This window comes from Ignavibacteriales bacterium (assembly GCA_016700155.1).
Classification (GTDB): domain Bacteria; phylum Bacteroidota; class Ignavibacteria; order Ignavibacteriales; family Ignavibacteriaceae.
Map to the genome: position 1 here is coordinate 3,963,224 of CP065001.1, position 26,356 is coordinate 3,989,579.

The window sequence follows — 26,356 nt, forward strand, 5'->3', positions numbered from 1 at the left end:
AAACTTAAACAAGCTGGAAAATTTCAACCGGTTCTTCTCTTCCTTTCACGGAATGAGCGCCGAGTGATACTACTTTATATCCGTTTACAAAAATCCTGTTAAGCACTTCTTTAGAAATTAATAACTGTGAGTTAAACTGTTTATTCAACTGTTCGATTCGTGACGCAAGTATAACAACATTCCCTGTAATTGAATACTGCTTGCGTAAAGATGAACCCACATTCCCGGTAACTGCATCGCCCGTGTGAATTCCGATTCCAACACGAGTAGGAATTATTTTTCCTTTACGGGATTCTTCATCTAACATCCGGATAATTTCCACCGCGGCATCGACAGCGTATTGACAATCATTTCCCTTTGAAACAGGCGCGCCGAATGTAGCCATAAAACCATCGCCGACAAACTGGTTGATTATGCCGTTGTACTTATTAATTATATCAATCATAAATCCGAAGATCGTGTTAAGGTAAGCAACAATTTCTTCGGGTGATTTTTTTTCAACTGTCGGAGTAAAGTTCCGGATATCGAGGAACATCACACACACATTTCTTTCCACACCGTTTGCATAATCAGCTTTTGTATCAAGCAGCTCATCAACTACGGCCTGCGATACCTGCTGACCAAGAACATTTTTTATCCGGTTACTTTCTTCGATATAACGCATTGAGTTAAAAATACCGCGCCGTATCTGAAGAGTGATAAACCCTGATGCTAATCCGCTTATTAAAAGAAAAATTCCTTTAACGATATACAACATATTTGAATTCAGTACTGAAAATTCAGAAGGAACAGGATAATTTGATTTTATATAATAACACAACGCAAGATATTCTGTTGCAGCAAGCAGTCCTGTAAAAACCGATAACTTAAAATTCAGCCTTAACGCGGAAAGAATAATGAACGGAAGATACGCAAACGGTGAAGGTCCGTTTATAATAAGATACGGATCAAGTGAAGCGGAAAGAATTATCATAATAACCGTAGGCATACTTATCTCGACAAAAGTATTGCCGTACCTTACAGGCTCGGGAAGTTTTTTATTTATTCTTATCCGGTATGAGATTACCGCCCGAAGCATCAACTCATAAAGAAAAAAAATACCGAACGTTATTGAAATAATATTAAAGAATTTATAAGCACCGAACAGCCGGATATATTCTTCCTTATACAACCAGAATAATAATGAAAGTATTACCCATAGAATGCCAAATATGAACAACAGCAGATTTACGCGTTTTTTTTCACTGATGAGAACATCACGCGCAAAACTGCTTTCTAACAGCTGTTTTTGTTCATCGAATTTTCTTTTTAAAATGTTTTTGATATTCATCTGGTAATTTTTTAACTGCGGTAAATTTAATGAAGCATAAAGTTAATGTACAATAAATATTGATAAATGAATTTCAATTCTCTAAACCATAACTTATTATTGTGAAGTAAAAATCTTTCTTAACTTTTTCAGAGGTTTTTGTGAAATCATTTTTTCTCACTGTTGTTTCGATAATAGTTTTCAGCTTAACAGTCATTGCACAGTCAGACACAATTACAACTGCAAGCGGACTTAAATATATCATCATTGAAAAAGGTTCAGGAGAAAAAGCAGTTACCGGAAAAGAAGCCGCTGTTCATTATACAGGTTATCTGCTTAATGGAACAATTTTCGATTCATCCATACCGAGAAAAGAACCTATCGAATTTATACTCGGTAAAGGTATGGTAATTAAAGGCTGGGATGAGGGCATTTCATTGATGAGCATCGGTGATAAAATGAAACTGATAATTCCCGCAAACCTTGCCTATGGCGAAAGAGGCTCCGGAGATGTTATTCCGCCGAACTCAACATTAATATTTGATGTGGAGCTTGTAGGACTTTCCGATCCCAAAACTCCTATTTACCCGGTGCTTGAAGAAATTGTTTTAAATGAAAGTGTTGAAAAGGCAATCGAAAAATACGACGAACTTAAAAAGAGTAATCCCGATGATTATAATTTCAAAGAAAGTCAGTTAAACACTCTTGGTTACAGGCTGATGAGAGTTCAAATGATGGAAGAAGCAATAAAGATATTTGAATTTAATGCTGAACTATTTCCGGAATCATCTAACGTGTATGATAGTCTTGGTGAAGCATATATGCATTCAGAAAAATTAGATGAAGCGGTAAAGTGTTATGAAAAATCGCTTGAGCTTAACCCTGAAAACACAAACGCAAAACTTATGATTCAAAAGCTGAGTGAGAAATAAGCATCAGATGGACCTTGAATCAATAAGAAAATACTGTCTTAAAAAAGTTGGAGTAACAGAACACTTCCCTTTCGATGAAGTGACTCTTGTATTTAAAGTCGTTAAAATTTTTGTGCTGGTCAGCACTGACGAATTCCCTTTGCGGATGAATCTAAAGTTTGATCCGGAAAATGCAGTTGAGGCAAGAGAAAAATATGAGGCTGTAATTCCCGGTTATCATATGAATAAAAAACACTGGAACACAATAATCCTTGATGGATCAGTTCCGGTTAAAGAAATATATAAATGGATTGATGATTCTTATGATCTGATTGTTGCATCGCTAAAAAAAGCCGACCGGGAAAAACTGAAACCGGGTCAAGAATAAATTTTAACAGGCATCAATAATTATCTCTGAAAAGTAAAATTTTTATCACGAAATAATTCAAAATGATGAATTTGGGCTGGAATTATCGTAGTGAAACAGGGTCAAGTATTTCTTCTTTGAACTTTATTAAATATTAAATAAATTTCTCGTGCCCGCATAAAATAAAGCAGGGTTTAGGTGATTTAGAAACAGTAAACTGAATGAATCATATGATCAAAAAATTTTTCCCCCTCTTCTTACTATTCACATTCTTCGGATGTAAAACTAACCCGCCGGTGGAGCCGGTAGTCCCTATAAACCCGACTCAATCAGGTAAGGTTTATGTTCAGGGAAATGTTACCGGTGCGCTAATTTATGTTGATGGATTAAGTACCGGTGTTTTAACTCCTGATACAATTACAACTTCTGCTGGAGACAGGGTAATTCATCTTGAAAAAGAAGGTTACATCCCCCAGGATAATGATGTAACTGTAATCGCAAACTCAACCGTAGTTCTGAGTTATGATTTGAAACTTCAGAAAACTATACTGCTGGAAGATTTTGCAAATGTGAGTTGCATTCCCTGTGTCGCTTCGAATAAAATAATTGAAGCACTTACAAGAGTTACTTACGGACATTCAAAATTAATTGCTATAAAATATCCTACAAACTTCCCGGGACCCAATGACCCGTTCTATCTTGCAAGTAAACCAAATTGCGATACAAGAATGACTTTCTACAATATCCTGTTTGCGCCTACAACTATAATCGATGGCAGGATGCGACCGATATCAAGTGATTCTATAAAAATAAAGGACAGTATAAACACAAGACTTCAGATACCACGCCAGTTTGAAATGACAGTGACAAAAAGTATCGTAGATTCAGTTTATTCGACAACTGTGACAATCGAGACACTTGATGGCGCCGGTATAAATTTTACAAATCTTGTTCTGCACACTGTTGTAACAGAACAGGAAATTGAATTTGCAAATCCGCCCGGCAGCAACGGCGAAACAAAATTTTATGATGTTATGAGAGAAATGCTTCCAAATTTTTCAGGTGAAGTTATTTCTAATATTAATCAGCCGGGAGTTTTTACTTTTAACCGTAGTTTTACATTAAGCGGAAGCAAAGCATCCTGGGATAAAACGAAATTGCATACGGTAGCGTTTATACAGGACAGAGTCACAAGAGAAGTTTATCAGGCAGTATCAACGCATTAGTGTGGTTGATACAATGGAATTAACTAACATAATTCATTAAATAAAACCGGAGAGAAACATGAAAAATAAATTTACTTTCATCTCTTCTATTCTTGCAATTATACTTTTACTGGTGGTTTCTACAGATTTAAAATCACAAACACAAAGAAATCCTGTGCTTGAGGAATGTACAGGCACCTGGTGTCAGTGGTGCCCTTGTGGTCATGATATTATTGAATCGATTACGCAATCGATGCCTAATGCTGTGGTTTTATGTTATCATGGTCCTGCAAACACTCCAAGTGACCCATGGTCAACTTTCCAGGGAAATGATATTATAGGTATGCTTTCAATGTCATCATACCCTACCGGTGTAATTGACAGAACCGGACCTCCACAATCAAGAAGTGCCTGGGCTGGATTAATGGCAGCTCGTTTATCTGTTCCGGCAACTGTAAGTATAGATCTTCAGAGATCATATAACAGGATAACCCGCGAACTTAGCGCAAATGTTGATGTTTCAGCTTTGGTAGATCTTACCGGCGAATACAGAATGAATATTATACTACTTGAAAATGGTTTGGTTTACCCTCAAACAGGAAATGGTTCCTGTCCCGGAGCTTCAGATTATGTTCACGATCATGTTGTTCGTTCAATTATTAATGGATCAACCGGTGATGAATTAAATGGTACAAATCCATGGCCTACAGGAACTGTTCATGGCAAAAGTGTACAGTATACAGTACCAGCTGGTATTAATCCTGATAGTTGCGATCTTGCTGTACTCGTATATAAAGTGGCTTCACCTTTTTATACCAGTGAAATACAGCAGGCAGAAAAATATGTTTTAATTCCGCCCGATTACGTAGCTACAATATCTTCAACAAGTCCTGATGTTATGGGAACAAGTACAACCCCGGTTCAATTCACAACCATTCTTCATAACGAAGGATTAATGAACGACGTTTATGATATCGGCGCTCTTCTTTCTGCCCCAACTGGATGGACCGGTGAATACACAACAGTTAACGGTACATTCCCCTTCGGTACTGTTGATAGTGTCGCAATTGCTTCCGGTGATTCTACAGAAATCACTATATCAGTTAATCCAAACTCGGTTGATGGTTTCGGACTTACGACTATTACCTATACATCACGTACAGAACCCAGCACAACCGGAGATATTATTTTCAGAAATGTTACAACCAGCGGTGTTGAAGTGCTTGTTGTTGACGCAAGCGGTGAGGGTTATGGTGATCTTGTTTTCAATTCACTGGAAAGAGTTTATCCAGGTACTTACGGTATTATCTCAAAAGATGCCGTAGCTCCATTCGGTGATCTAACAGGATTTGATATGATCGTATGGTCTGCAGGCATTTCTACCCCGGTATTATCAACAGATGAAGTGACTATGTTACAGGAATTTCTTGATCAGAACGGACAGTTATTTATTAATGGTCAGAATATAGGTGCGGATATATTTGGAGCTACGGGACAGAGCCAGCACGCTCAGTCATTCTATAATAATTATTTGCATGCTTCATATGTTCAGGATGTCGGAACGAGTTTCCTTATCCAGGGATATGCCGGTGATCCTATATCCGATGGACTGTTATTAATACTCGGTGATGTGTACGCAAAATCACCAGACCAAATAGCTGAATTTGATGCCAGTGCGACTCCTATTTTTAAATTCGGAAACGGTCCTAATGTAAGCAGTATTAAAGCAGAGACTGACGACTTCAGAGTTGTTTACTGCGGATTTGGCATTGAACAGATTCAGGATGCTGCCATAAGAGATTCGTTGATTTCAAGAGCTATGCTGTGGCTTAAAGGCGGTATTGTTTCAGGTGTAGCGGATAACAACCTGATACCTGAAGTTTATTCACTTGATCAGAATTATCCGAATCCTTTTAACCCTGCAACAGTGATCAAATACCAGGTTCCCGCAGCTGGTAATGTTGTACTAAAAGTTTATGATGTACTTGGTAAAGAAGTTGCATCACTTGTAAACGAAAACCAGAATGCCGGTTATTATAAAGTATCGTTTGATGCATCAAACCTTAGCAGCGGTGTTTATTTCTATACACTCACATCAGGTGAATTTACATCAACAAAGAAAATGACTTTGGTTAAGTAATTTTATTTCGCACAGCTCCTGCCAGGTGGGCAGGAGCTGCTTTATAATATCTAAACATGGGAGTAAGTATGAAGGTAAAATTGTTACTTTCGTTTTTTTTGGTCTGCATCTTTTCACTCACCGTTTTTGCTCAGGGTGTTAGACTTCAGTTTATAACTGTTAACCAGTATGGAAACAACCTTTACCTGGATAACGTTACGTTAGGCAATCAATTTAATAATGACGTTGGAGTTGGCTCTATCAATAATATAAACCCGGGAACAAGTTATGCTATCGGCTCAGCCCCGTTTGTTGTGGCTCCGGATGTAACTGTCCTTAACGTCGGAAAAAATAATGTTACATCATCATTCAATGTTACAATGACTGTAACTCCCGGAGGTTATTCAAGCACTAAACCTGTTGCTTCATTACTAAGTGGTCAGTCAACAAATTTAATTTTTGATAACCTTACTATTACACCCGGCGTTGCCATTGAAATCACCATCACTACTTCATTGGCAGGTGATGAAAACAGTTCAAACAATACTCTGGTTCAGAATACAAGTTATCTTCCGGGCGTTCAAAGAAAAATTCTTCTGGAAGAATGGACAAGTTCAACTTGCGGACCGTGCGCAAGTAATAACCCGACAATTGACGCATTCGTTGCAGCAAGATTCACATCCTTAGTCCCAATAAAATACCATATGAACTGGCCACAGCCAGGAAATGACCCGATGTATCTTTATAATCCCACACAGGCAACAGACCGCAGAACATATTACGGTGTAAATGCCGTTCCCCATGTAATAATGGATGGAGTTGTAAATCCATCTTATCCTTATACGGGTGCAACAAGTCTTCCAGGTGCATACGATCCAAGATATTTGGTTGGTTCGCCTTTATCAGTTACTGTCACTGATACAAGAGTTGGAGATTCTATTCGCGCTGTTGTTGAAGTAAACATTGTGTCACCACTTCCTGCAGGAAATTATTATTTAAGAGTGCACGCAATAGAAAGACATATCCACTATGCTACAGCACCAGGCTCAAACAATGAAACAGATTTTTACGATGTATTCAGGAAAGCATATCCAAGTTCACTTGGTACATCTCTTCCGACTGCTGCCGGTAATTACAGTTTCAATTTTACTTACCCGCTTGATATGGCAGTTTGGGTTGATAGCATGATTTACACCGCCGCATTTGTACAGAATGATGATACAAAAGAAGTTTTAAATAGCGGTAAAGGTCGTAATGTTACTGATCAGCAAATATTTACTAATGTTCTAAACACAATAATTGAAAAACCGGTTATCTCTGATGATTTTATTTACGGAACAGAATCTATCATCAGAACAAATGAAACAGATGCGCTTGTCGGAACATTTCACTATAATCTTTTTGAATCTGCTTTTCCGCCTGCAGGCTGGACATTAAAAAACCCTGACGGCGGAATAACATTCGCGCAGTTCACGGGTGCTAACGGACCAACATTAGGTGGAAACAGATCCGTTAAAATGGATTTCTACTCATACTCAACTACCGGACAGACAGATACACTTACATCACCGGAATATTTAGGACTTGATGTAACAGATTCAGTAAAATTTAATTATGCGTATGCACAATACAGTTCATCGTATAATGACAGACTTGTGGTACGGGTATCTAAAGACGGCGGATTAACATATCCTTACGTAATATTTGACAAAGCAGGCGCACAACTTGCAACGGCTCCTACAACAACAAGTTCTTTCACTCCTTCTGCAAGCCAGTGGGCTACTTTCTCATATTCGCTTGAAAGTATTGTCCCGGTTGAACTGACATCATTTACGGCATCTGTCACCGGGAATAATATTATACTGAACTGGTCAACCGCGAGTGAAACTAATAACAACGGGTTTGAAGTTCAGAAAAAAATCGGTAACGAATTTGTAACCATAGCGTTTATCGAAGGCGCCGGAACAACTACAGAAACACAATCATATTCATTCACAGAGAAAAATGTTGCTCCTGCTGTTTACGTTTACCGCCTGAAACAGGTTGATTATTCAGGAACATATCAGTACTCAAATACAATTGAAGCTGATGTTGCTTCCCCAAAAGAATTTTCACTTGATCAGAATTATCCGAACCCATTCAACCCGTCGACTAAAATATCTTTCTCACTTGCAGATGATTCAAAAGTATCATTGAAAGTGTTTAATCTGTTAGGACAGGAAGTTTCCGAAATATTTAACGGCAGTCTTCCTGCAGGTCCTTATAAAATGTCATTTGACGGAAGTTCATTGACAAGCGGTGTTTATCTGTACAGACTTGAAGCATCAGCTAAAAACGGAAGTACTTTTACTGAAATCAAAAAAATGACTTTGATTAAATAGTAATAAAATACGGGAGAGGTTAAGAGCCTCTCCCTTTGTTTCAATAACATATATGAGAGAACGATGAAAAAATTTTTATTTGCCGGCTTCTTTTTATTCTTAGTATCAGGTTTTGTATTGAAATCTCAGGCACAGGATATTGAAGTCATTGTGCATGCGACCCAGCTTATTGACACACTTGGTTATGGTAATATAGAAGCGGTTTTTGATTTTGAGGTAATAAATATTTCAATGATGGAACAGTCGGTATTTGAGGTTAGAACAATTAATGATTTACCTCAGGATTGGACTTCATCCTTATGTTTCGGCGAACTTTGTTTTCCTCCTGATATTGATAGTGTAGTAACAGCTGATCCTTTTCCGCAACCACCCCTGCAACCAGGTGACACATTAATTACATCTCTGCATGTTTATCCCCTGACAAATGTCGGAGTTGGACATGTTCAGTTACAAGTAGGAACTTTAAGAAACCCCGATGTTCGAGTGATATTGGATTTTTATACGACAGGAATTATTACGGATGTAAATGAAACTGGTTCTGTTGTTACTTATTCTTTAGATCAAAACTATCCTAACCCATTCAACCCATCTACAAACATTGTTTATTCAATTCCTGAACGAGGAAATGTAAGCATCAAGTTATATGATGTACTTGGTAATGAAATTGCGGACATTCTTAACGAAGACAAAGAAGCCGGTGAATACAGCTTGCAGCTCAACACTCAAAACTATGATCTATCAAGCGGTGTTTATTTTTATACGATGAGAGTTAATGATTTTGTTCAAACAAGAAAACTGATCCTGGAGAAGTAATGAAAAAACTTTTTTTAATTGTACTCGTTTTATTTTTTTCAATTAATGTTTTGCCTCAGAATGGTGAAACCAAATCAGGTAAGAAAGCTCCCGGTTTTAAATTAGCAGATCTTGATGGTAAGTATGTTGATTTAAAAAGTCTTCTCGGCAAAGGTCCTGTACTTATAAGTTTCTGGGCAACCTGGTGTAAACCCTGTGTTGAAGAACTTACCGAATACAAAAAGATATACAACGACCTGAAAGAAAAAGGTTTTAACATGGTTGCAATTTCAACCGATTCTGAAAAAAGTGTTTCGAAAGTAAAACCTTTTGTAAAATCCAAGGACTATCCTTTCACTGTTCTTCTTGATACAAACTCTGAAATAGCAAGAAAGTATTATGCAGACCCGATACCTTATTCAGTGCTCCTTGATTCAAAAGGAAATATTGTTTATTCACATCTCGGATATAAAAAAGGAGATGAGATCGAGCTAAGAAAAAAAATTGAAGAACTTTTAATGAACTAATTATAAAATAAATTTTTCTATTACTGACTATGAAATTTTCCCGCCTTCTTTTTTTGCTGATGTTCTGTCTGATTATCTCGTCAGTTTCCTTTTCACAAAATGAAGATGAACCCGAAGAAGAATCGGAACCGATTACACTTCCATCCGGACTCTTCCTTTCAAACCAGATGAAGTACTCTTACGACTATGATAAGGAACTTGAGATATTTGAAGACTGGTTAACACTTGATTACCGTAACGGAATTTTTTCAACCGGAATCCGTTTTGAAATGTTCCAGCCGAATGATCCAAATCCATCTATCAGCAGGGGCAAAACACGCTTTGCTGATATCGCTTTTAAATATATTAAAGCGGAGATTGGTGATATTGAGCAGGGCGGTGAAATAACAGTCGGCAACTTCTATACTCTTTTCGGAAGAGGAATGATTCTTAAAAGTTATGAAAACAGATCGATCCGAATTGACAATAATCTTATCGGTGTAAAACTTCTCGGCAGGTATAACGGATTTATTGTAACAGCATTAACAGGTATGCCTGAAAACTCCGATGCAACAAGAACTGACCTGCTTCACGCCGTTGATCTTGAATATGCCGGATTTAATATGTTGAGAGTCGGCGGAAGTTTTGCATCAAACCAGCCGAATGTTGATGGTGTTGCCCGTACAAGACTCGCGTCACTACGTGTTCAGCCGAGTATCTGGAATTTTGATTTTTACGGAGAATACGGAATAAAACAAAACGAAGACATCAAACAGAATATTTTTAAAGGTGAAGATGAATTAGCTGGTGAAGCATATTATCTTAATGGAAGTTTTTATTATGATCATCTGAGTATTTCAGGTGAATATAAATACTATGATAATTTTGCTTTTGAATCTTATGACAGAACGGTTTCATACAACACACCTCCCGCAGTGAGAAAAGAATATACTTACGCATTGCTTAACAGGCATCCTTCACCGCTTAACCAGCAGGATGAAAAAGGTTTTGCCGCAGAACTTAATTATACTTTCAGTGATGAAACTTATTTAAGTGTGAACTACGGTGAAACAAAAACTATCGGTCCGGGTTCTTATTATCAAAAAGTTTTGCAGGATACACAAACAGTAAGACTTCAGCTTAAAGAAGCATTCGGACAGATTGGACATACATGGAATGATATGATTTCCACAATCGCCGCATTTGGTTATATGGAAGAAGGTTCGACAAATACCAAAAGCATAACTCCGGTACTTGAAAATAAATTTTACTTTGATGATGTAAACACAATCAAACTTGTACTTGAACATCAGCATACAACGGATAAAACCACATCAGAACAGTATTACGATGATGTTGTTACTGTTGAATATCTGCGTTCTCCCAAACTTAGTATTTCCGTTGTTGCGGAAATGCAGACCAAAGAACCCGAGAAGGGAAGAAAAGTAAGAAAGGTCTGGAGTTTCATTTCATTCGGTTATAAAATCGGCGAGCACACAGATGTAAGTTTATTAGTCGGAACACGCCAGGCTGGCAACATTTGTATCGGCGGTGTTTGCAGGTATGAACCGGAGTTCAGCGGTGTTGAACTGAAGATGTTTACAAGATTGTGAGAAGGTTTTAAAAGGTAGCCGCAAGCTTTAGCTTGCGTGGAATGAGTAACGAACTATTGGTTCCAAATACATACTTCGCAGGCTGAAGCCTGCGGCTACCAGATGTCAATATTAATTAATCCCTCGCGTTTCCTGTCACGAACAACTTCGTGACAGGACATTTATCTTTTCTGTTTTTCTACTTCCTTTTAAACTTCAATGAAACTGAATTAATACAATACCTGTCACCCGTTGGCTGCGGACCATCATCAAAAACATGACCGAGATGTGAACCGCAATTTGAACACAACACCTCAGTTCTTACCATTCCATGACTATAATCAGTTTGCAGCTTAACGTGATCTTCAGCAGTTGGTTTGTAGTAACTTGGCCAGCCGCATCCCGCATCAAACTTTGTTTCTGAACTGAATAGTTCCTGTCCGCAAGCGGCACAGTAATAAGTTCCTTTTTCAAAATGCTGATCGTATTCACCTGTGTAAGGTCGTTCAGTTCCTTTTTGTCTTAACACATAATACTGTTCGGGTGTTAATTCTTTTTTCCATTCTTCATCAGTTTTCATAACCTTTTCCATTTTCATTCCTTTGTTTTTTGTGTCTTTTTTGTTCGGATCGTTTTGAGCAGCAGCATTATTTATATCGGAAGAACTTACAGTAAAATAAATAATCGCCGTAACAAAAAATATAACTGCGGGGATCAGAAGTTTTTTCATCTTATACCTCATTTCATTATTGGTTTCTGTTGAATTGTATTAGTCACTTTGCGTTCAAAATGTAACGAAGAATTTCATTTGTGAAAAGTTACATTTTTTACTCTATCAAAGTTAGTATTGATATATCACGAAAGTGTCACAGGTTTGTGTATAGAGAATCTCCTTCAAATCCCGTATTTTTGAACGTGTTTTAAATAGGATTTTGTATTCACAAACGGAGCCACAATGAAAAGAATATCACTCGTAATCACTTTCATAATCATCATTTCATTTGCCGCAGGTTCAGTATTCGCACAATCAGTTTATAAAAAAGAAGATAAGATAGGACAGGTTGGTCTGGGATTAGGTTTCGGCGGTATTTACGGAAGCGTTTCCTTTCCTCCAATCAGTTTTGGATTTCAATATGGCATTCACGAAAAAATTTCAGTCGGCGGAATTATTGGTTACACATCTTCAACCGAAGAAGTGTTCTTTACCAGGAATTATGAATGGAAATATTCCTACATAGTAATCGGCGCACGAGGTGAATATCATTTTCTTGAAAACGTTGACAAGGTTGACGGATACGCAGGCGCGACACTTGGTTACAACATAGTCAGTGTTTCCGAGCCTACCGGCTTTGGCGGAACTTACTCCGCTTCGGGAAGTTATTTACTGCTTGGTGTTCACATAGGCGGAAGATATTATTTTAATCCGCAGATAGCCGCATTTGCAGAGCTTGGGTATGGCGTTGGTTATTTGACTATCGGGGTAGCGTTTAAATTATAGAAATAAAATCGATCCTGTCGGATCTGTATATAACAAGGGACAAATAATTTTGTTTAATCATCATGAAAAATATTCTTCTTACTATAACAATACTTTTCTGTTCAATTCAAATTATTTCAGCACAACAAGGAACAATTAAAGGAACGGTTAAAGATAATCTCTCCGGAAGCCCGCTGATAAATGTCAATGTAACTTTAAATGAGTTTGCATCAGGAACAACGACCGATAAAGACGGCAACTACAATTTAAATGTAAGCTCCGGATACTATCACGTTACCTTTTCTTATGTTGGTTATAAAACTGTAACAGCGACTGTTGAAGTTGTTCCTGCAAAAGAAACGATATTAAATATTTCACTACTACCATCCAGCGTTGCAATTGGTGATGTCACTGTTTCATCAACACGTTACATCACAATGGAAAAAGATATTGCTCTTCCAATGGAAGTGATCGATAAAACTTTAATTGATAAAAAAGCGGTTAATACTCTTTCCGATCTTTTAAAGAACGAACCGGGACTTTCAATATCAAGGGATGGAATCTGGTCAACATCTGTTGTAATAAGAGGTCTGAGCAAATCGAGTATTGTTTCGATGATCGATGGGAACAGGATTGAAACCGCAACTGATCTTTCCGCAGGATTAGCAATGATCGATCTTTCAGACATTGAAAGAGTGGAAGTAATAAAAGGCGGAGTTTCATCACTATACGGAACAAGCGCGTTGGGCGGGGCTGTAAACATCATTACTAAAAGAAAAACTTATGGAAGTAAATTCTTTTTATCCGGTACAACTTCGGGAGATTATAATTCCGTTAATGAGGGATCATCAGGAAGATTATCACTTACAACTGGAACAGACAAATTGTACTTGCGTGTAAGTGCTTCCAAAAGAAATACTGAAAACATAAACACTCCACGGGGTGAATTAAAAAACAGTATGTACAATGATCAGAGTATTTCGCTAAGCGGCGGAATAAAACTTATTCCAAATCACGAACTTATTCTTGATTATCAGAATTACAAAGCAACAGATGTTGGGGTTCCCGGCGGTTCGGTTTTTCCGACTAACGCTTCTGTAAAATATCCGTCGCATAAAAGAGATATGTTCTCAGCCGAATACAACATTACATCACTTGCCGCTTTTCTTCCAAAAGTTTCATTGAAATATTTTAATCAGAATATTTACCGTGAAGTTGAAAATATTCCAAACCAGGTTGTTGTTGATTCAGTGAACAGGAGAAAAACTTCTGTGCTGAGCATACTGCCTTACGGAAGACATTTTACAAACGGGGCACAACTTCAAACAGACTGGTTACTTTCAAAAAGTAATTTGCTTATTGCCGGTGTTGATGTTTGGCAAAGAAATCTTGACAGCCGAAGACAAAGAAATATTAAAGTTGAAACATTTGATTCAACATGGACAAACATAACCACAACAACAAACAGGACTTTTGGCGAAGCCCCTCTGCCCGAAGCAAAGTACAGAAGTATAGGAACATTCGCGCAGCTTGAAAGCAACTTGTTTGATGATAAATTATCAGTTACTATCGGCGGAAGATATGATCAGATTAATATTAAGAGTAATGATGTTTTTAATCCTGTTTACATCATAACTAATGGTGTAAGGAATGATAATCCAGCCGATTCATTGATCTATGCCGCAACGGATGAGAACAATAATTCATGGGGCGGAAACATCGGTCTGCTTTATTCAGTTGATGATAACATAGATTTGTCTTTTACCGCGGCACACTCATTTCGTTCACCCTCACCCGAAGAACGATTTCAGTTCATAGACCAGGGAAGTATTGTACGATTTGGTAATCCACGGCTTGAACCGGAAACAGGAAATTTCTTTGATCTCGGATTCAGAGTTTGGGAAGATAATTTTTCATTTAAAGGTAGTGTGTTCCTCAACCTGATGAAAAACCTTGTGACTGATGTTCCCGGCTTTTATGAATCAAGAAGATCAACCTATAAATCAAATATCGGTGAAGCGCGTTTATATGGATTTGATTTTGCAACTGAGTTCACGATTTCAAATTATGCGTTGACATATATTTCAGCTTCGTATGTAAGAGGTGAAGACACAGGAAATGAAACTGATCTGCCGCAGGTTCCGCCGTTGAATGGCAGGATAGGAGTCCGCTCTGACTATCTTAAATATGTTACGATAGATTTAACAGCAAACATTTTTGACAGGCAGGATAAAACTGCTTCAGGTGAAATTAACACTCCAGGTTATGTTTATTATGATATGTATCTGAGTTCACTTCCGATCAGTTTTAGCTATGCTGAGTTTCAACTATTTGCAGGTATAGAAAATATTTTTGATAAAGCATACAGAAATCATCTTGCTACAAACCGCGGTTTGGTTAACATTGAACCCGGAAGAAATATTTTTGTAAAGGCAAAACTGAGTTGGTGAAATTCAATATTATTTTGATAGGTCAAGTGTCACACTGAGCCTGTCGAAGTGTGACGGTGTTTTTAACTAGTTCGTCTTCGACATCTGCCTCTGCATAGAGTTGCAGAACTGTCATTCCGAACTTGGTTCGGAAACTTATGTTGAGGTTTTGTACAATAGAAGACCCTGAAACAAGTTCAGGGTGACAAAAAGAGATTTGTACAACACCCTCCTAGAGCAGGTCGACTGACATATTGGATTTATTTAGACAAAGTTCAGTTCCTCAAAATTCTTAATGAAATAGATTCTTTGAATATAAAATTATGACCTGGTTCATACTCGCATTTACATCTGCAGTACTTTCTGCAGCGGCTTCACTCGGTGAAAAGAAATCTCTATTTAAAATGAGTGCGATAAATTTTTCTTTTGTGTTATCTCTATTCACACTTTTATTCTCGATTCCGTTTTTTCTTTCACCAACTTTTCAACAGCCCGGAACAACGAGTCTTATAATCCTTTTTGCCAAAACACTGCTTAACTCGTTCGCGTTTTTGTTTGTGATGTACTCGATAAAGAATTTAGATATCAGCGAAGCATTACCGCTGATGGTACTTACACCGGGATTCGTTGCGATCTTTGCATTTATATTTTTAGGCGAGTCATTAACACTTCAGGAAATATCCGGAGTAATACTTTTGCTCGTCGGTACTTATATACTTGAAACGGGTTCTGACGGGGGGATTCTCGGTCCGTTCAAAGTATTTATCAAAACTAAAAATTACAGGTTTGTAATTACAGCATTACTTTTATTTACAATCACTTCGATTCTTGATAAAGTTTTGGTCGGACAGTACAAGGTGACACCTCATACATTTGTCGGATATCAGCATTTGTTTACTGCAATAATTTTTTTAATAACTTTTTTATTCAACAGAAGAAGTGATGATGAAAAACTAATTCCTGAAAAATCGTTATTGGGATTAATTGTAGTGATAGCCGTAATAACAATCGGTTACAGATACACACAGATTGAAGCAGTTAAACTCGCGCCGGTTGCGTTGGTATTATCAGTTAAAAGAATTTCCGTTTTTTTTGCAACGTTAGCAGGCGGAAAAATATTTAAAGAAAAAAATCTTTTGAAGAAAGCAATCGCAACGGCTGTAATGATTGCTGGGGCGTTACTAATATTAGAGGAATAAAAATTACACAGAGATACACGGTGGATCACAGAGAACCACGGAGATGAATTCTCAGTGGTTCTCCGTGTAAGTCTTATTTCTTCTTTACTCTAAACTCCATTTATTATTTGTTAAATCTGAATCAGGTATTTTATCATCACCAAGTTCAGCGGATATAACTTTTGAATTAACTTCCGCAGTCAACATAATTTCTTTATTCCCTTTCTTCCATACATAAGCAGTTTCATAAAGTTTTATTTCATCACCGGTTTCTGTTTTTAATTTTACAACGACCGGAACAGGAAGATTTCCCTTCATCATAATTTTAATTTCAACTTTACCTGACGATTGATTGACAGCACTTATACCAACATCAGGAATTCCTCTTTCAAGAAACCATGGATTGAAATACCAGGATAAATCTTCACCGACAGCATCACTGAAACAATTAAAGAAATCATAAGGCGTTGGATGTTTGCCGTTCCATCTTTCGATATAGGTCTTCATCGCGAGTTTGAATTTTTCTTTCCCCAAGGCATCGAGAAGAATATCATATGCAACTCCCGGTTTATAATAACTAAGCATACTAAGATCAGGATCACGAAGCATTGTTGATGGACCAAACATCGGGATATCATTTTCTTTTCCGGCAAAGTTCGCAAAACCTTTAGCTGCTCTTATCCTGTGATCATAAGGCTCAAACGATAGTTGAATATCATACGGAAGCATATATGCCCAGCCTTCATCCATCCACGCGTATTTGGTTTCGTTTGTCCCGACATAAAACGGGAAATACATGTGTGCAATTTCGTGTGTCGTTACATAAATATCCCAAAGTCGGCTCGGGAAAATACCATCATTAACAATCATAGGGAATTCCATTCCTGCATCACCATTAAAAACAGTTATCGCAGGATATGGATAAGCAACTCCCGGAAGATCGTTTGATAACATTTCAATTGTCTTTTTTGCGACAAGCGCCGACTCATAAAAGAATTTTGACTCAGGATTATATGCTGACTGAACAAGTACTCTTCTCCCCTTTTCTATTTCAGTGCTTACAGCATCATACAGGAAATGATCTGAGACTCCAAATGCAAAATCAGGAATGTAATCAGCATAAAACTTCCAGGTTTTTTTTCCGTTTTTACTTTTGAATATGTTTTTGCCCTTAAGATCTTCGGTAGTAATAATATTTATAACTGAATCAGATTTTTGTGAATTGTTATATCGTTCTAAATATTTAATCTCAAAAACTTCTGATGGATTTTGAAGTGTGCCTGTTGCCCAGACTCCAAACCCTGAAGGCACTTCAATTTGAACATCCATCTTTCCGTATTCGTTATAAAACTCATGTTCGCCGTTATGCTGATACATGTCCCAGCCGTTTATATCATCATAGACAGCAATCTTAGGATACCAGTAACCGATAAAAAAAGTTGTTGAATCATAAGCTCCCATTCTTGGATTTGCAGGATATGGAATTTCAAATCTCCAGTTTATACCAAAAGAAGTATTTGATTTTGGAGCCAATGGAACGGGAAGTGTGACAATCATATTTGTTCCATTTATCAGCACGGATTTATCTTCAGGCTTAAGACTTAAAGAAGTTTTTTCTGAAATGAATTTTGAAATTATTATTCCATCTGTTAATGAGTTTTGATCAAGTTCAATATTTCTTACTGCTTCTTTTTTATGAACATTCTGATAAAGTTTGAAAATGATTTTCTTTAACGTGTCGGGACTGTTGTTGAAATAAGTTATTGTCTCCTCACCTATTAATGTTCGTGTTGAAGGTTCGATAAAGGCTTTGATTTTATAGTCAGAAATATTCTGCCAATAATTTTTCCCGGGATTTCCATCCGGCGAGCGGGTTTCCTTCTGATAGGCTTTTGAAATTTCTTTCGGCATGAAAGAATATCGCTGGCTATAAATTGTGCCGGTAAAACTTATGAAAAGAATAATAAACGGTGTTAAGAGAGCATTCAACTTCGGCATGATAACAATCTCCACATTTAATACTTGATGAATTGTAAATTGTAGAGAAGTAAAGAGAGAGTAAAACCGTTTATCAAATTTTTCTAATTTGATTCAAAGCTTTCTTTGTCGGAAAAGCAAGATAAACATTCGCCAATATCCTGCCGATCATAAAAGATAAAGTTGCTGCAACCGCGCCGACTAAGTAAAAATACTTTATCGAAATAAACAGGACTATTATGATCCCTACAAACTCTGCAAGTGTTCCGACTGAAATTGGTTTTGTAAACTTACTGCTTACAAGTACCGCTCTTTGAAAACTGACAAGTACAGTAAGCATCGGGAATACTGAAATTATCATCAGCGGAAATTTTGCAAAGTCTGCAAGTTCATCCGTTAATCCTGCAACACCTTTAAACCAAAGATCAGCGAGAGGCGTGTAAGCAATGATAGTTAATGTTCCCGCAAGTATGATTGCCAGCCCTATCCCGAATTTCTTAAGCCTTTCATATCCTTCACCTTTATCACCAATTAACGCAACCACAACTTCCTGGTATGAGAGTCCAAGGCTTCTGAATATAAAAAGGAATGAAGTGACAACAGGAAGAACTGCATAGGACTCAAGCGGGTATTTACTCTGCCCGATAAAAAATGTAACAATCGGCTGAACACCGAGATTGAGTAATGACATGATCGCGAGTGGAAAATAAAATGAAAATATCTCGCGGTAGCGGATTGAGTGTTCAGTGATAAATTCTGCTGAACCCGACTTTAATTTCTTTATCAGCTCTTTAGCCATTATTCTGCTTGCAATTGCTTCAACAATAACAGCGGCAGAAAGTGATGATGCGCCGATCACAGCGCCGGGAATTTTTGTAAATGAAAAAAGAAGTACTGCCGTTGTGGACATTGTAAGCAATCGTATTATTGTTCCGTAAGCAACTCTTCTTGTAAGATTATTGCTAATCAATATTCCCTGGTAAAATCTTCGGTACCCAATAGCCGCAGGCCATGGTAATAACATTATCAATGAATGATGAGTTAGTTCAGCAACAACAGCCGGCAATCCGATCAGATCGCGAGTTATGAAATAGAAAACTATAGGTAATAACAGAATCGCAAATATTAATGTTATCGCTGAGTTAAGTGTGTAAGTAAAAACGCGAAGTTTATTAAACGTAAGTTTATTCTTAACAATTGCTATCGATGCGCTCATCATCATTATAACGGGAGCTTCAATTATAAGTGCAAATGAAAAGGCAACACCGTAAGCCGCAAGATTATATTTGGGATCAGGAAGACGCGCAATAAGTGCAGTTAGAAACGGACCTTCAACCGACATCATCAGCCAGGTTAATGCCAAAGGCAGCCAGAATAAAAATATCTTTTTTGAGTTAAGTTCTTCAGCCGGCGATGTCATTGATCAGTTTGTTCTTTCATTTCCTTTTTATTGTCCGCTGCAAAAATAAAAAAAGACAGGATGTTATTCTGATTATTTCTTATGGACGACTAAAATATTTATAAATATTTTCGACTATGAGATAAGAAGAATTGTTTTATTTCAAATAAGAGATATGACTACAGAAGAAAAAGCAGAGTGGTTTGAGCGTTCGCTAAAATTTGTGCTTGACGGGAAAGTTCAGCTTGTTATGAAGTCCCGTAAAAACGGCGAAGGAAGCTGGTCAATTGTTGATACTTCAACAAGCCAGGTGTTAAACTCCAACCTTGAGTGGGAGTCAGAGCCGCAGCTTTCAAAGCGTGATCAGTCATTTCTTATAAGGGCAAGATTTCCTTTCGACCAGGCAGCCGCACTCTTTGAACAGTATAAAATGTTCGCTGGTGTAGAGTAGTCTACTCTGTCCTTTTTCACCACTGAGACACTCCCGGAGGGATGCATCTGGCATTAGTTCACTTAGTTAGACTAAGAATCCCACAACTATTTTAATGGAACTATTTCCTGTTTTTCTTTAAGTTTGAACAGAGGAATTTGTTCAAATGAAAACTATTTATTCTATTGCCGTTACCTTACTTATTGTGAGTTTTATCTCGTGCACAAGACCTGCCGAAACTATAACCGACAAATACAAAAAAGAGCTGTCCACCACCGCCGATGAATTTCAGAATAACCTGAAAAGTGTTCTGGTAAAAGAATTGCAATCCAATGGTGTAATCTCTGCGTTGTCTGTATGTTCGGATACTGCACAACTTCTGACAAAATCAATTGCTGATTCAAGACAGGTTGAGATAAAAAGAATTTCATTTAAGAATAGAAATAGTTTGAACAAGCCTGATTCATATGAAGAAAAAGTCCTGAAGAAATTTGAATCATTGTTCAATGCCGGCAAACTTCCCGATTCAACAATTCACATAGAGTTATTGAGTGAAGGAAGAAAACAGTTTGTAAGATTTTTAAAACCAATTTATGTTCAACCGCCATGCCTGGTTTGTCACGGGGATGATAATCACGTTTCACCTGAAACCGCTGAAAAGATAAATTCAATTTATCGCGATGACAAAGCAAGAAACTACAAAACCGGCGACTTAAGGGGAGCCATTTCAATTAAAAAATTTTTAAGCAGTATTAATTAGACGGGGATATTTATGAAACTAAAAAGTGAATTAGTAAAAGTACCAACAATCAGTTCCTTGCAGGATATGGTTCTGCAATCTGCACAGAGATATAATTCAAAACTTGCACTTGAAGATCTCACCAACACTCCCATAAGCAAGGTCAGTTATTCAGAACTGCTTGAAAATGTTTTAAAGTTTGGAAGCGCTTTAAAAAAGCTTGGTATAAAGGAGCGAACTCATATTTCACTTATAGGTGAAAACCGTGTTCAATGGGGAATAAGTTTCCTTACCTCGATGTGTTTTAATTATGTAATTGTCCCGATAGACAGGAACCTGAACACAAATGAAATCCTGAATATTATTCATGAGTCTGATTCGGAAGTAATAATATTTACTGAATCTTTCGACTCAATGATAAGAGAGAAAAAATCCGTCTTTAAGAATTTAAAACATTTTATAAGCATGGATTTAAGAACCGAGAAAGAAGGATTTCTTTCAATGGTTGAACTGATGGGTAAAGCCCCTAATTTGACTTCACACAATCTTCCAAAAATTAATCCTCATGAAATTGTAGAAATAATTTTTACTTCCGGTTCACTTGGAAGAGCAAAGGGTGTAATGTTAAGCCAGGCAAATCTTTGTGCTAACCTTATGAGCATGACCAGTATGATCAAAATGTACGAGGAGGACCGCTTCCTTTCTGTTCTGCCAATACATCATACTTATGAATGCACGTGCGGATTTTTATGCCCGGTGTTCAGCGGTTCATCTGTTCATTATGCGCGTTCACTAAAAACTGTTGTTGATGATTTAAATACTGTAAAAGCAACAATGCTGCTTGCTGTTCCTCTTCTTTATGATAAAATGTTCAAGCGTATTTATAAAACCATAAATGAAGATAAACTGAAATCGAAGATCATTCCTCCGATGATACGCGTGAGTAATTTTTTTGAAGCTGTGGGCTGGAAGAGTTTTAAGAAAATTATTTTTAAAGAGTTGCATCACAAGTTCGGCGGTTCAATAAGAATATTTATTGCAGGCGGTGCGGCACCTGATCCAAAGGTTGCGAAAGGTTTACGCGAGTTTGGTTTTAATTTTATACAGGGCTACGGCCTTACCGAAACTTCACCGATTCTTGCTCTTAACAGGCTGGATCAATTTAAAGATGATGCCGCCGGTTTACCGTTGCCTGGAGTTGAATTGAAAATTAATAATCCCGATGCAGATGGTATTGGCGAGGTTTATGCAAAGGGTCCAAACATTATGCTGGGTTATTACAAAAACCAAAAACTCAGCGATGAATCAATCGATAACGGCTGGTTCAGAACGGGTGATCTTGGTTTCTTCGACAGTGAGGGCTTTCTTCACATAAGCGGCAGACAGAAAAATGTTATCATTGCTAACAACGGTAAAAATGTTTTTCCGGAAGAGATTGAAGATATTCTTAACAGAAGTCCGTTTATACTTGAATCACTTGTTTATGGTGAAAAAGATGACAAGCATGATGAAATAATAGCTGTGCAAATTGTAACTGATGCGGAAGCATTTATTGAATTCTCTGAAAAGAACAATGTTCAGATTACTCCTGAATTAATTAACGAAACAATAAGCCAGGTTATTAAAGAAACGAACAAAGAACTTTCAAGCTATAAGCAGATAAAGAAATTTGTTGTACGTGAACAGGAATTTGAAAAGACAACAACACAAAAGATTAAAAGATATTTAGTTAAAAAGTCAGGTGAGAATTAATAACGAATGTTAAGCCTCGTTGAAAGTTTACATCTTTTTAAGTTAAATCAGGAATTAATTATAAAATTAAAATTGTAACACTTTTTAATGCTCTACTAAAAATATAAAGATGTCATCTTTGCCTACCTGGTAAAGATTTAAAGTAAGAATTTATTCTTGTCTCAACTTCATAGCCGTTTCAAATCACATCATAATTATTTAAGTTGAAGTAATCTTACGGAGGAAAAAATGCTGCAGTTTAATTACTCTTTCAAAATGTTATTTATTTGTACAACCATTCTTGTGTTTACTTCAACACAGCTTTACTCACAATGGACAAACGACCCATCAACAAATCTTACAGTATGCGATACAACCGGAGAACAGGCTCTGGCAAAAATAGTTTCTACTTCCGACGGCGGTACTTATGTATCCTGGTTTGATAACCGGTCAGGAAGTTATGCAGTGTACCTGCAGAGGTTAGATCCGATGGGAAATAAACTCTGGAGCAGCAATGGATTGCTTGTAAGTAATAATCCGCAATCAACTTCTCTTGTGGACTATGATCTTATTGCAGACCACAATAATAATGCAGTTATTGTTTTTACTGATACAAGAAATTCCGGAAACCTGAATGTGTTCGCTTATATGATAAGTCCATCGGGTAATTTTGTTTGGGGTGCTAACGGTGTCGGTTTATCATCAACGTCTGATTTTCAAGCCAATCCCAAAGTGGCGGAAACACTTGATGGTAATTTTGTGTTTGCATGGATCGTCGCCACATCTCCAACAAAAATCGGTTTACAAAAATTATCGTCAACAGGTGTAAAACAATGGGGCACAGACCCTATACTTATTTCATCCGCAACCGAAGGATTTAATTATCCTGCCGTTGTACAATCAGACAGCAACGCAGTTTTAGTTTTTCATACAGCAACAACGGGTTCATTCCCTGCACAGACGGTTAAACTGCGTGTAAATAAAATTCAATCAACCGGAACATTAAGCTGGGGTAGTTCCGGTATGAGTATTCAGGACCAGGGTAGAATTGCCGCATTCACTGTTCCAAAAGTTTATTCTGATAAAATGAACGGTGGAATAATTGCATGGCACGATGACCGTGATCAGAATAATCTTCAAAGCGCTTTTGTTCAGAGAGTATCTTCTGCGGGAACATTGTACTTTCCTGTTGATGGTGCAGAAGCTTCATTAATGGGCTCCCGCCATAAGTTCAATCCTGTCGCGACTATTAATCCTTCAACCAATGAAACATTTATTTTCTGGCGTGAGACAGATAACAATCAGAATTTTGATGGAATAACCGGGCAAAAACTTTCTTCCAATGGAAGCCGGTTATGGACTGATAACGGAAAAATATTCAGAGATCTTTTATCCGCCACAACTGACGGATTAAGCAGCTTGAACATTCAACGAGGCTCAGACAGGACGTACATGATGTACACGAAGAATAACGGTTCAGTTGTTAATCAACAAGTTGAAGCATTTGCCTGCAATGATAATGGTGATTATATCTGGAGCGGAAATACAGTAACGATGTCAACTGTTTCAAGTGAAAAACTTCAAATGGTTTCAACTGTTGACGTATTTGGAAATTGTAAAGCTGTATGGGGTGACAGAAGAACGGGTGCACAAGGTATTTATGCACAGGATATTAATATGAATGGACAACTTGGTAATCCTATTGTTCCTGTTGAATTAGTTTCATTCTCTGCCTCTGTTGTAAATGATGATGTTCATCTTGGTTGGGTAACTGCCAGTGAAACGAATAACTTTTGTTTTGATATAGAACGAAAACAAATGGCAAGTCTTCAGTCCACAGCCGGCAGTGAACTTTGGGAAATAATCGGGAATGTTGCAGGAAATGGAACAACAACAGAAGTCAATTCATATTCATTTGTTGATAACTCAGTATTCCCCGGCAAATATCAATACAGATTAAAGCAGTTTGATTTCGACGGAAGTTTTGAATACTCAAACATTATTGAAGTTGAAATTAATTTCATTAATGAATTTGCTCTTGAACAGAACTACCCGAATCCGTTTAATCCTTCTACAACAATTTACTATACCGTAGCGGACGCATATTTTGCGTCCGGTGTACCTGTAAGTTTACTGGTGTATGACATTTTAGGAAATGAAATCGCGACACTTGTTAGCGATATACAAATGCCCGGCGCATACAAAATTAATTTTGATGCAGGCAATTCACTTGCAAGCGGAATTTATTATTGCAGACTACAAGCAGGTTCCTTTAGTAAAACGATTAAGATGAATTTAATTAAATAGTATTTATGGCAGGCAGACTTAAAAAAATACTGAGCTCTTCTAAGACTTATAAGAAGAACCAGATTCCTATACTCAGAAAGATTGTGAAGTTAAAACAAACATTCTTTCATCTGTTTCATCTTTATGACACAACTGATGTTGAAGGTACAATTGATAGCATAAGCAGGAATGTAGCTTTCAGAGGCGTGAACAACTGGATGCTTATCTGTGCCGCGTTATTAGCGTCACTTGGACTTGATACCAATTCCCCTGCGGTAATTATCGGAGCTATGCTCATCTCGCCATTGATGTCTCCAATACTGGGAATAGGACTTGGTATCGGCGTCAATGATAAAGAGTTGATGATCAACTCAATTAAAAATTTTGCGTTTGCGGTAGGGCTAAGCCTGTTTGCGAGCGCAACATATTTTCTTTTAACTCCGCTCGGTGAGTTAACAAGCGAGATGAACGCACGCACTTCACCAACGCTTTTAGATGTTGGAATTGCTTTCTTTGGAGGAGTTGCAGGAATAGTTGCCGGTTCAAGGAAAGATAAAACAACGGCTATTCCGGGTGTTGCTATTGCCACAGCATTAATGCCGCCATTGTGTACAGCCGGTTTTGGTTTAGCAGCCGGAGATATGACAATTTTTTTTGGTGCGTTCTATTTGTTTTTTCTTAATGCCGTGTTCATAAGTCTCTCAACTTATTTTATTGTCAGACTGTTAAGATTTCCTTACAGGGCTTTCATTGATGCGAGGGCAAAATTAAAATTCAAAAGATGGTTAGCAGGCATAACAATTATTGTAATCATTCCAGCCGCAGTAATTTTTCTTGATGTAATTGATGATATCCGGACGAATAAAAAAATTCAGAACTTCATCCGTGAAAATGTTGAAACAGAAAATCGTAATTCAGTTAAATGGGAATTAATTGAGAATGATTCACTAAGAGTTGTAAAAGTTTATCTGCTTGGAGAAACAATTCTCCCGGATGAAGAATCTGCAATATCAGACAAACTTGCAAAACAGGAAGGTGATGATTTACAGATCAGGTTTGTACAGATGAACCTGCCGGATTATGAACGTGAAAAAATAGCGAGTGAAACCGCATTAAATGTTTTGAAAACTATTGAAGCCGGACAAATAGCAAGAAAGACAGAGCAGACAATAATCGATAGTCTTAACAGAAGAATTTTAAGACTGATGGGTGATACAATCCCGATGTATCAACTAAAAGGTGAGATTGAAGCACTGTTCCCGGAAATAAAAGATTTTTCATTCGCAAATGTTTTCCAGGGAACAAACTTAAGTAAGAGTGATACTATCCCTTCATTCCTTATCAGTTATAGTAAAAGGATGAGTATTTCATCACAGCGATCAACAGAAAAGAAGATTGAAACATTTTTACGCCAGCGTCTTAATAAAGATACTCTTTGGGTGATAAGCAGAAACTAAAATGGTATTGTCAACACCCCCAAACTCTTAATAGCATACGTATTAAACAGATCAAACAGATAAGAACTGAT

General features: G+C 37.4%; 20 protein-coding genes. 16 read left to right on the forward strand and 4 right to left on the reverse strand.

Features of this window, described 5'->3' with window-relative positions:
- Positions 1–4: 4 nt before the first annotated feature.
- Positions 5–1,330, reverse strand: coding sequence for an adenylate/guanylate cyclase domain-containing protein (locus tag IPM56_16690; protein QQS35857.1), 1,326 nt, complete (start codon positions 1,328–1,330; stop codon positions 5–7).
- A 140-nt stretch (positions 1,331–1,470) separates the two neighbouring features.
- Here IPM56_16690 and IPM56_16695 point away from each other — a divergent pair, with 140 nt between their 5' ends.
- The 8 genes from IPM56_16695 to IPM56_16730 all read left to right on the forward strand — a co-directional run bounded on the left by IPM56_16695 (position 1,471) and on the right by IPM56_16730 (position 11,203).
- The gene (locus IPM56_16695) at positions 1,471–2,241 is read left to right on the forward strand and encodes an FKBP-type peptidyl-prolyl cis-trans isomerase (GenBank protein ID QQS35858.1); all 771 of its coding nucleotides are present in this window, start codon (positions 1,471–1,473) and stop codon (positions 2,239–2,241) included.
- 7 nt (positions 2,242–2,248) lie between these two features.
- A complete protein-coding gene (locus tag IPM56_16700; GenBank protein ID QQS35859.1) occupies positions 2,249–2,608 on the forward strand; it encodes an MmcQ/YjbR family DNA-binding protein in 360 nt (119 codons plus the stop codon).
- Between the two features lie 209 nt (positions 2,609–2,817).
- Positions 2,818–3,813: an Omp28-related outer membrane protein gene (locus tag IPM56_16705; protein QQS35860.1), complete on the forward strand. Its 996-nt coding sequence runs from the start codon at positions 2,818–2,820 to the stop codon at positions 3,811–3,813.
- Positions 3,814–3,871: 58 nt separating this feature from the next.
- Positions 3,872–5,932 carry an Omp28-related outer membrane protein gene (locus IPM56_16710; protein QQS35861.1) on the forward strand — a complete coding sequence of 687 codons (2,061 nt, stop codon included), beginning with the start codon at positions 3,872–3,874 and terminating at the stop codon, positions 5,930–5,932.
- A 68-nt stretch (positions 5,933–6,000) separates the two neighbouring features.
- On the forward strand, positions 6,001–8,292 hold the full coding sequence (locus tag IPM56_16715) for a T9SS type A sorting domain-containing protein (protein QQS35862.1): 2,292 nt from the start codon (positions 6,001–6,003) through the stop codon (positions 8,290–8,292).
- Positions 8,293–8,355: 63 nt separating this feature from the next.
- Positions 8,356–9,105 (forward strand): T9SS type A sorting domain-containing protein, encoded by a 750-nt coding sequence (locus IPM56_16720; protein ID QQS35863.1) that lies wholly within the window; start codon positions 8,356–8,358, stop codon positions 9,103–9,105.
- Positions 9,105–9,611 carry a TlpA family protein disulfide reductase gene (locus IPM56_16725; protein QQS35864.1) on the forward strand — a complete coding sequence of 169 codons (507 nt, stop codon included), beginning with the start codon at positions 9,105–9,107 and terminating at the stop codon, positions 9,609–9,611. The genes IPM56_16720 and IPM56_16725 overlap by 1 nt, the downstream gene beginning before the upstream one ends.
- Positions 9,612–9,670: 59 nt before the next feature.
- A complete protein-coding gene (locus IPM56_16730; GenBank protein ID QQS35865.1) occupies positions 9,671–11,203 on the forward strand; it encodes a hypothetical protein in 1,533 nt (510 codons plus the stop codon).
- A gap of 178 nt (positions 11,204–11,381) precedes the next feature.
- On the opposite strand, the gene msrB is transcribed toward IPM56_16730, so the two are convergent.
- A complete protein-coding gene (gene msrB / locus IPM56_16735; GenBank protein ID QQS35866.1) occupies positions 11,382–11,924 on the reverse strand; it encodes a peptide-methionine (R)-S-oxide reductase MsrB in 543 nt (180 codons plus the stop codon).
- Between the two features lie 213 nt (positions 11,925–12,137).
- Here msrB and IPM56_16740 point away from each other — a divergent pair, with 213 nt between their 5' ends.
- The 3 genes from IPM56_16740 (at position 12,138) to IPM56_16750 (ending at position 16,287) form a co-directional block, all read left to right on the forward strand.
- Positions 12,138–12,680: a hypothetical protein gene (locus IPM56_16740; protein ID QQS35867.1), complete on the forward strand. Its 543-nt coding sequence runs from the start codon at positions 12,138–12,140 to the stop codon at positions 12,678–12,680.
- Positions 12,681–12,742: 62 nt separating this feature from the next.
- On the forward strand, positions 12,743–15,109 hold the full coding sequence (locus tag IPM56_16745; GenBank protein ID QQS35868.1) for a TonB-dependent receptor: 2,367 nt from the start codon (positions 12,743–12,745) through the stop codon (positions 15,107–15,109).
- Positions 15,110–15,411: 302 nt separating this feature from the next.
- Entirely contained in the window at positions 15,412–16,287 is an 876-nt protein-coding gene (locus IPM56_16750; GenBank protein ID QQS35869.1) for an EamA family transporter, read from the forward strand.
- Between the two features lie 84 nt (positions 16,288–16,371).
- Here the strand turns inward: IPM56_16750 and IPM56_16755 are convergent, their stop codons facing one another.
- Together IPM56_16755 and IPM56_16760 are read right to left on the reverse strand one after the other, a co-directional pair.
- The gene (locus tag IPM56_16755) at positions 16,372–18,264 is read right to left on the reverse strand and encodes a hypothetical protein (protein ID QQS35870.1); all 1,893 of its coding nucleotides are present in this window, start codon (positions 18,262–18,264) and stop codon (positions 16,372–16,374) included.
- Positions 18,265–18,337: 73 nt separating this feature from the next.
- Positions 18,338–19,663 carry a hypothetical protein gene (locus IPM56_16760; GenBank protein QQS35871.1) on the reverse strand — a complete coding sequence of 442 codons (1,326 nt, stop codon included), beginning with the start codon at positions 19,661–19,663 and terminating at the stop codon, positions 18,338–18,340.
- Between the two features lie 154 nt (positions 19,664–19,817).
- Here IPM56_16760 and IPM56_16765 point away from each other — a divergent pair, with 154 nt between their 5' ends.
- From IPM56_16765 to IPM56_16785, 5 genes are all read left to right on the forward strand, one after another.
- Positions 19,818–20,093 carry a hypothetical protein gene (locus IPM56_16765; protein ID QQS35872.1) on the forward strand — a complete coding sequence of 92 codons (276 nt, stop codon included), beginning with the start codon at positions 19,818–19,820 and terminating at the stop codon, positions 20,091–20,093.
- A 145-nt stretch (positions 20,094–20,238) separates the two neighbouring features.
- Positions 20,239–20,832, forward strand: coding sequence for a DUF3365 domain-containing protein (locus tag IPM56_16770; GenBank protein QQS35873.1), 594 nt, complete (start codon positions 20,239–20,241; stop codon positions 20,830–20,832).
- A 12-nt stretch (positions 20,833–20,844) separates the two neighbouring features.
- Entirely contained in the window at positions 20,845–22,563 is a 1,719-nt protein-coding gene (locus IPM56_16775) for an AMP-binding protein (GenBank protein ID QQS35874.1), read from the forward strand.
- A 228-nt stretch (positions 22,564–22,791) separates the two neighbouring features.
- Entirely contained in the window at positions 22,792–24,849 is a 2,058-nt protein-coding gene (locus IPM56_16780; protein QQS35875.1) for a T9SS type A sorting domain-containing protein, read from the forward strand.
- A gap of 5 nt (positions 24,850–24,854) precedes the next feature.
- On the forward strand, positions 24,855–26,285 hold the full coding sequence (locus IPM56_16785; GenBank protein ID QQS35876.1) for a DUF389 domain-containing protein: 1,431 nt from the start codon (positions 24,855–24,857) through the stop codon (positions 26,283–26,285).
- The last annotated feature ends 71 nt before the right edge of the window (positions 26,286–26,356 follow it).

Excerpts from the sequence above, each read along its gene's own strand:
- IPM56_16690 (QQS35857.1), bottom strand. The coding sequence starts at position 1,330 with ATGAATATCAAAAACATTTTAAAAAGAAAATTCGATGAACAAAAACAG.
- IPM56_16700 (QQS35859.1), top strand. The coding sequence starts at position 2,249 with ATGGACCTTGAATCAATAAGAAAATACTGTCTTAAAAAAGTTGGAGTA.
- IPM56_16705 (QQS35860.1), top strand. The coding sequence starts at position 2,818 with ATGATCAAAAAATTTTTCCCCCTCTTCTTACTATTCACATTCTTCGGA.
- IPM56_16710 (QQS35861.1), top strand. The coding sequence starts at position 3,872 with ATGAAAAATAAATTTACTTTCATCTCTTCTATTCTTGCAATTATACTT.
- IPM56_16715 (QQS35862.1), top strand. The coding sequence starts at position 6,001 with ATGAAGGTAAAATTGTTACTTTCGTTTTTTTTGGTCTGCATCTTTTCA.
- IPM56_16720 (QQS35863.1), top strand. The coding sequence starts at position 8,356 with ATGAAAAAATTTTTATTTGCCGGCTTCTTTTTATTCTTAGTATCAGGT.
- IPM56_16725 (QQS35864.1), top strand. The coding sequence starts at position 9,105 with ATGAAAAAACTTTTTTTAATTGTACTCGTTTTATTTTTTTCAATTAAT.
- IPM56_16730 (QQS35865.1), top strand. The coding sequence starts at position 9,671 with ATGTTCTGTCTGATTATCTCGTCAGTTTCCTTTTCACAAAATGAAGAT.
- msrB (QQS35866.1), bottom strand. The coding sequence starts at position 11,924 with ATGAGGTATAAGATGAAAAAACTTCTGATCCCCGCAGTTATATTTTTT.
- IPM56_16740 (QQS35867.1), top strand. The coding sequence starts at position 12,138 with ATGAAAAGAATATCACTCGTAATCACTTTCATAATCATCATTTCATTT.
- IPM56_16745 (QQS35868.1), top strand. The coding sequence starts at position 12,743 with ATGAAAAATATTCTTCTTACTATAACAATACTTTTCTGTTCAATTCAA.
- IPM56_16750 (QQS35869.1), top strand. The coding sequence starts at position 15,412 with ATGACCTGGTTCATACTCGCATTTACATCTGCAGTACTTTCTGCAGCG.
- IPM56_16755 (QQS35870.1), bottom strand. The coding sequence starts at position 18,264 with ATGCCGAAGTTGAATGCTCTCTTAACACCGTTTATTATTCTTTTCATA.
- IPM56_16760 (QQS35871.1), bottom strand. The coding sequence starts at position 19,663 with ATGACATCGCCGGCTGAAGAACTTAACTCAAAAAAGATATTTTTATTC.
- IPM56_16765 (QQS35872.1), top strand. The coding sequence starts at position 19,818 with ATGACTACAGAAGAAAAAGCAGAGTGGTTTGAGCGTTCGCTAAAATTT.
- IPM56_16770 (QQS35873.1), top strand. The coding sequence starts at position 20,239 with ATGAAAACTATTTATTCTATTGCCGTTACCTTACTTATTGTGAGTTTT.
- IPM56_16775 (QQS35874.1), top strand. The coding sequence starts at position 20,845 with ATGAAACTAAAAAGTGAATTAGTAAAAGTACCAACAATCAGTTCCTTG.
- IPM56_16780 (QQS35875.1), top strand. The coding sequence starts at position 22,792 with ATGCTGCAGTTTAATTACTCTTTCAAAATGTTATTTATTTGTACAACC.
- IPM56_16785 (QQS35876.1), top strand. The coding sequence starts at position 24,855 with ATGGCAGGCAGACTTAAAAAAATACTGAGCTCTTCTAAGACTTATAAG.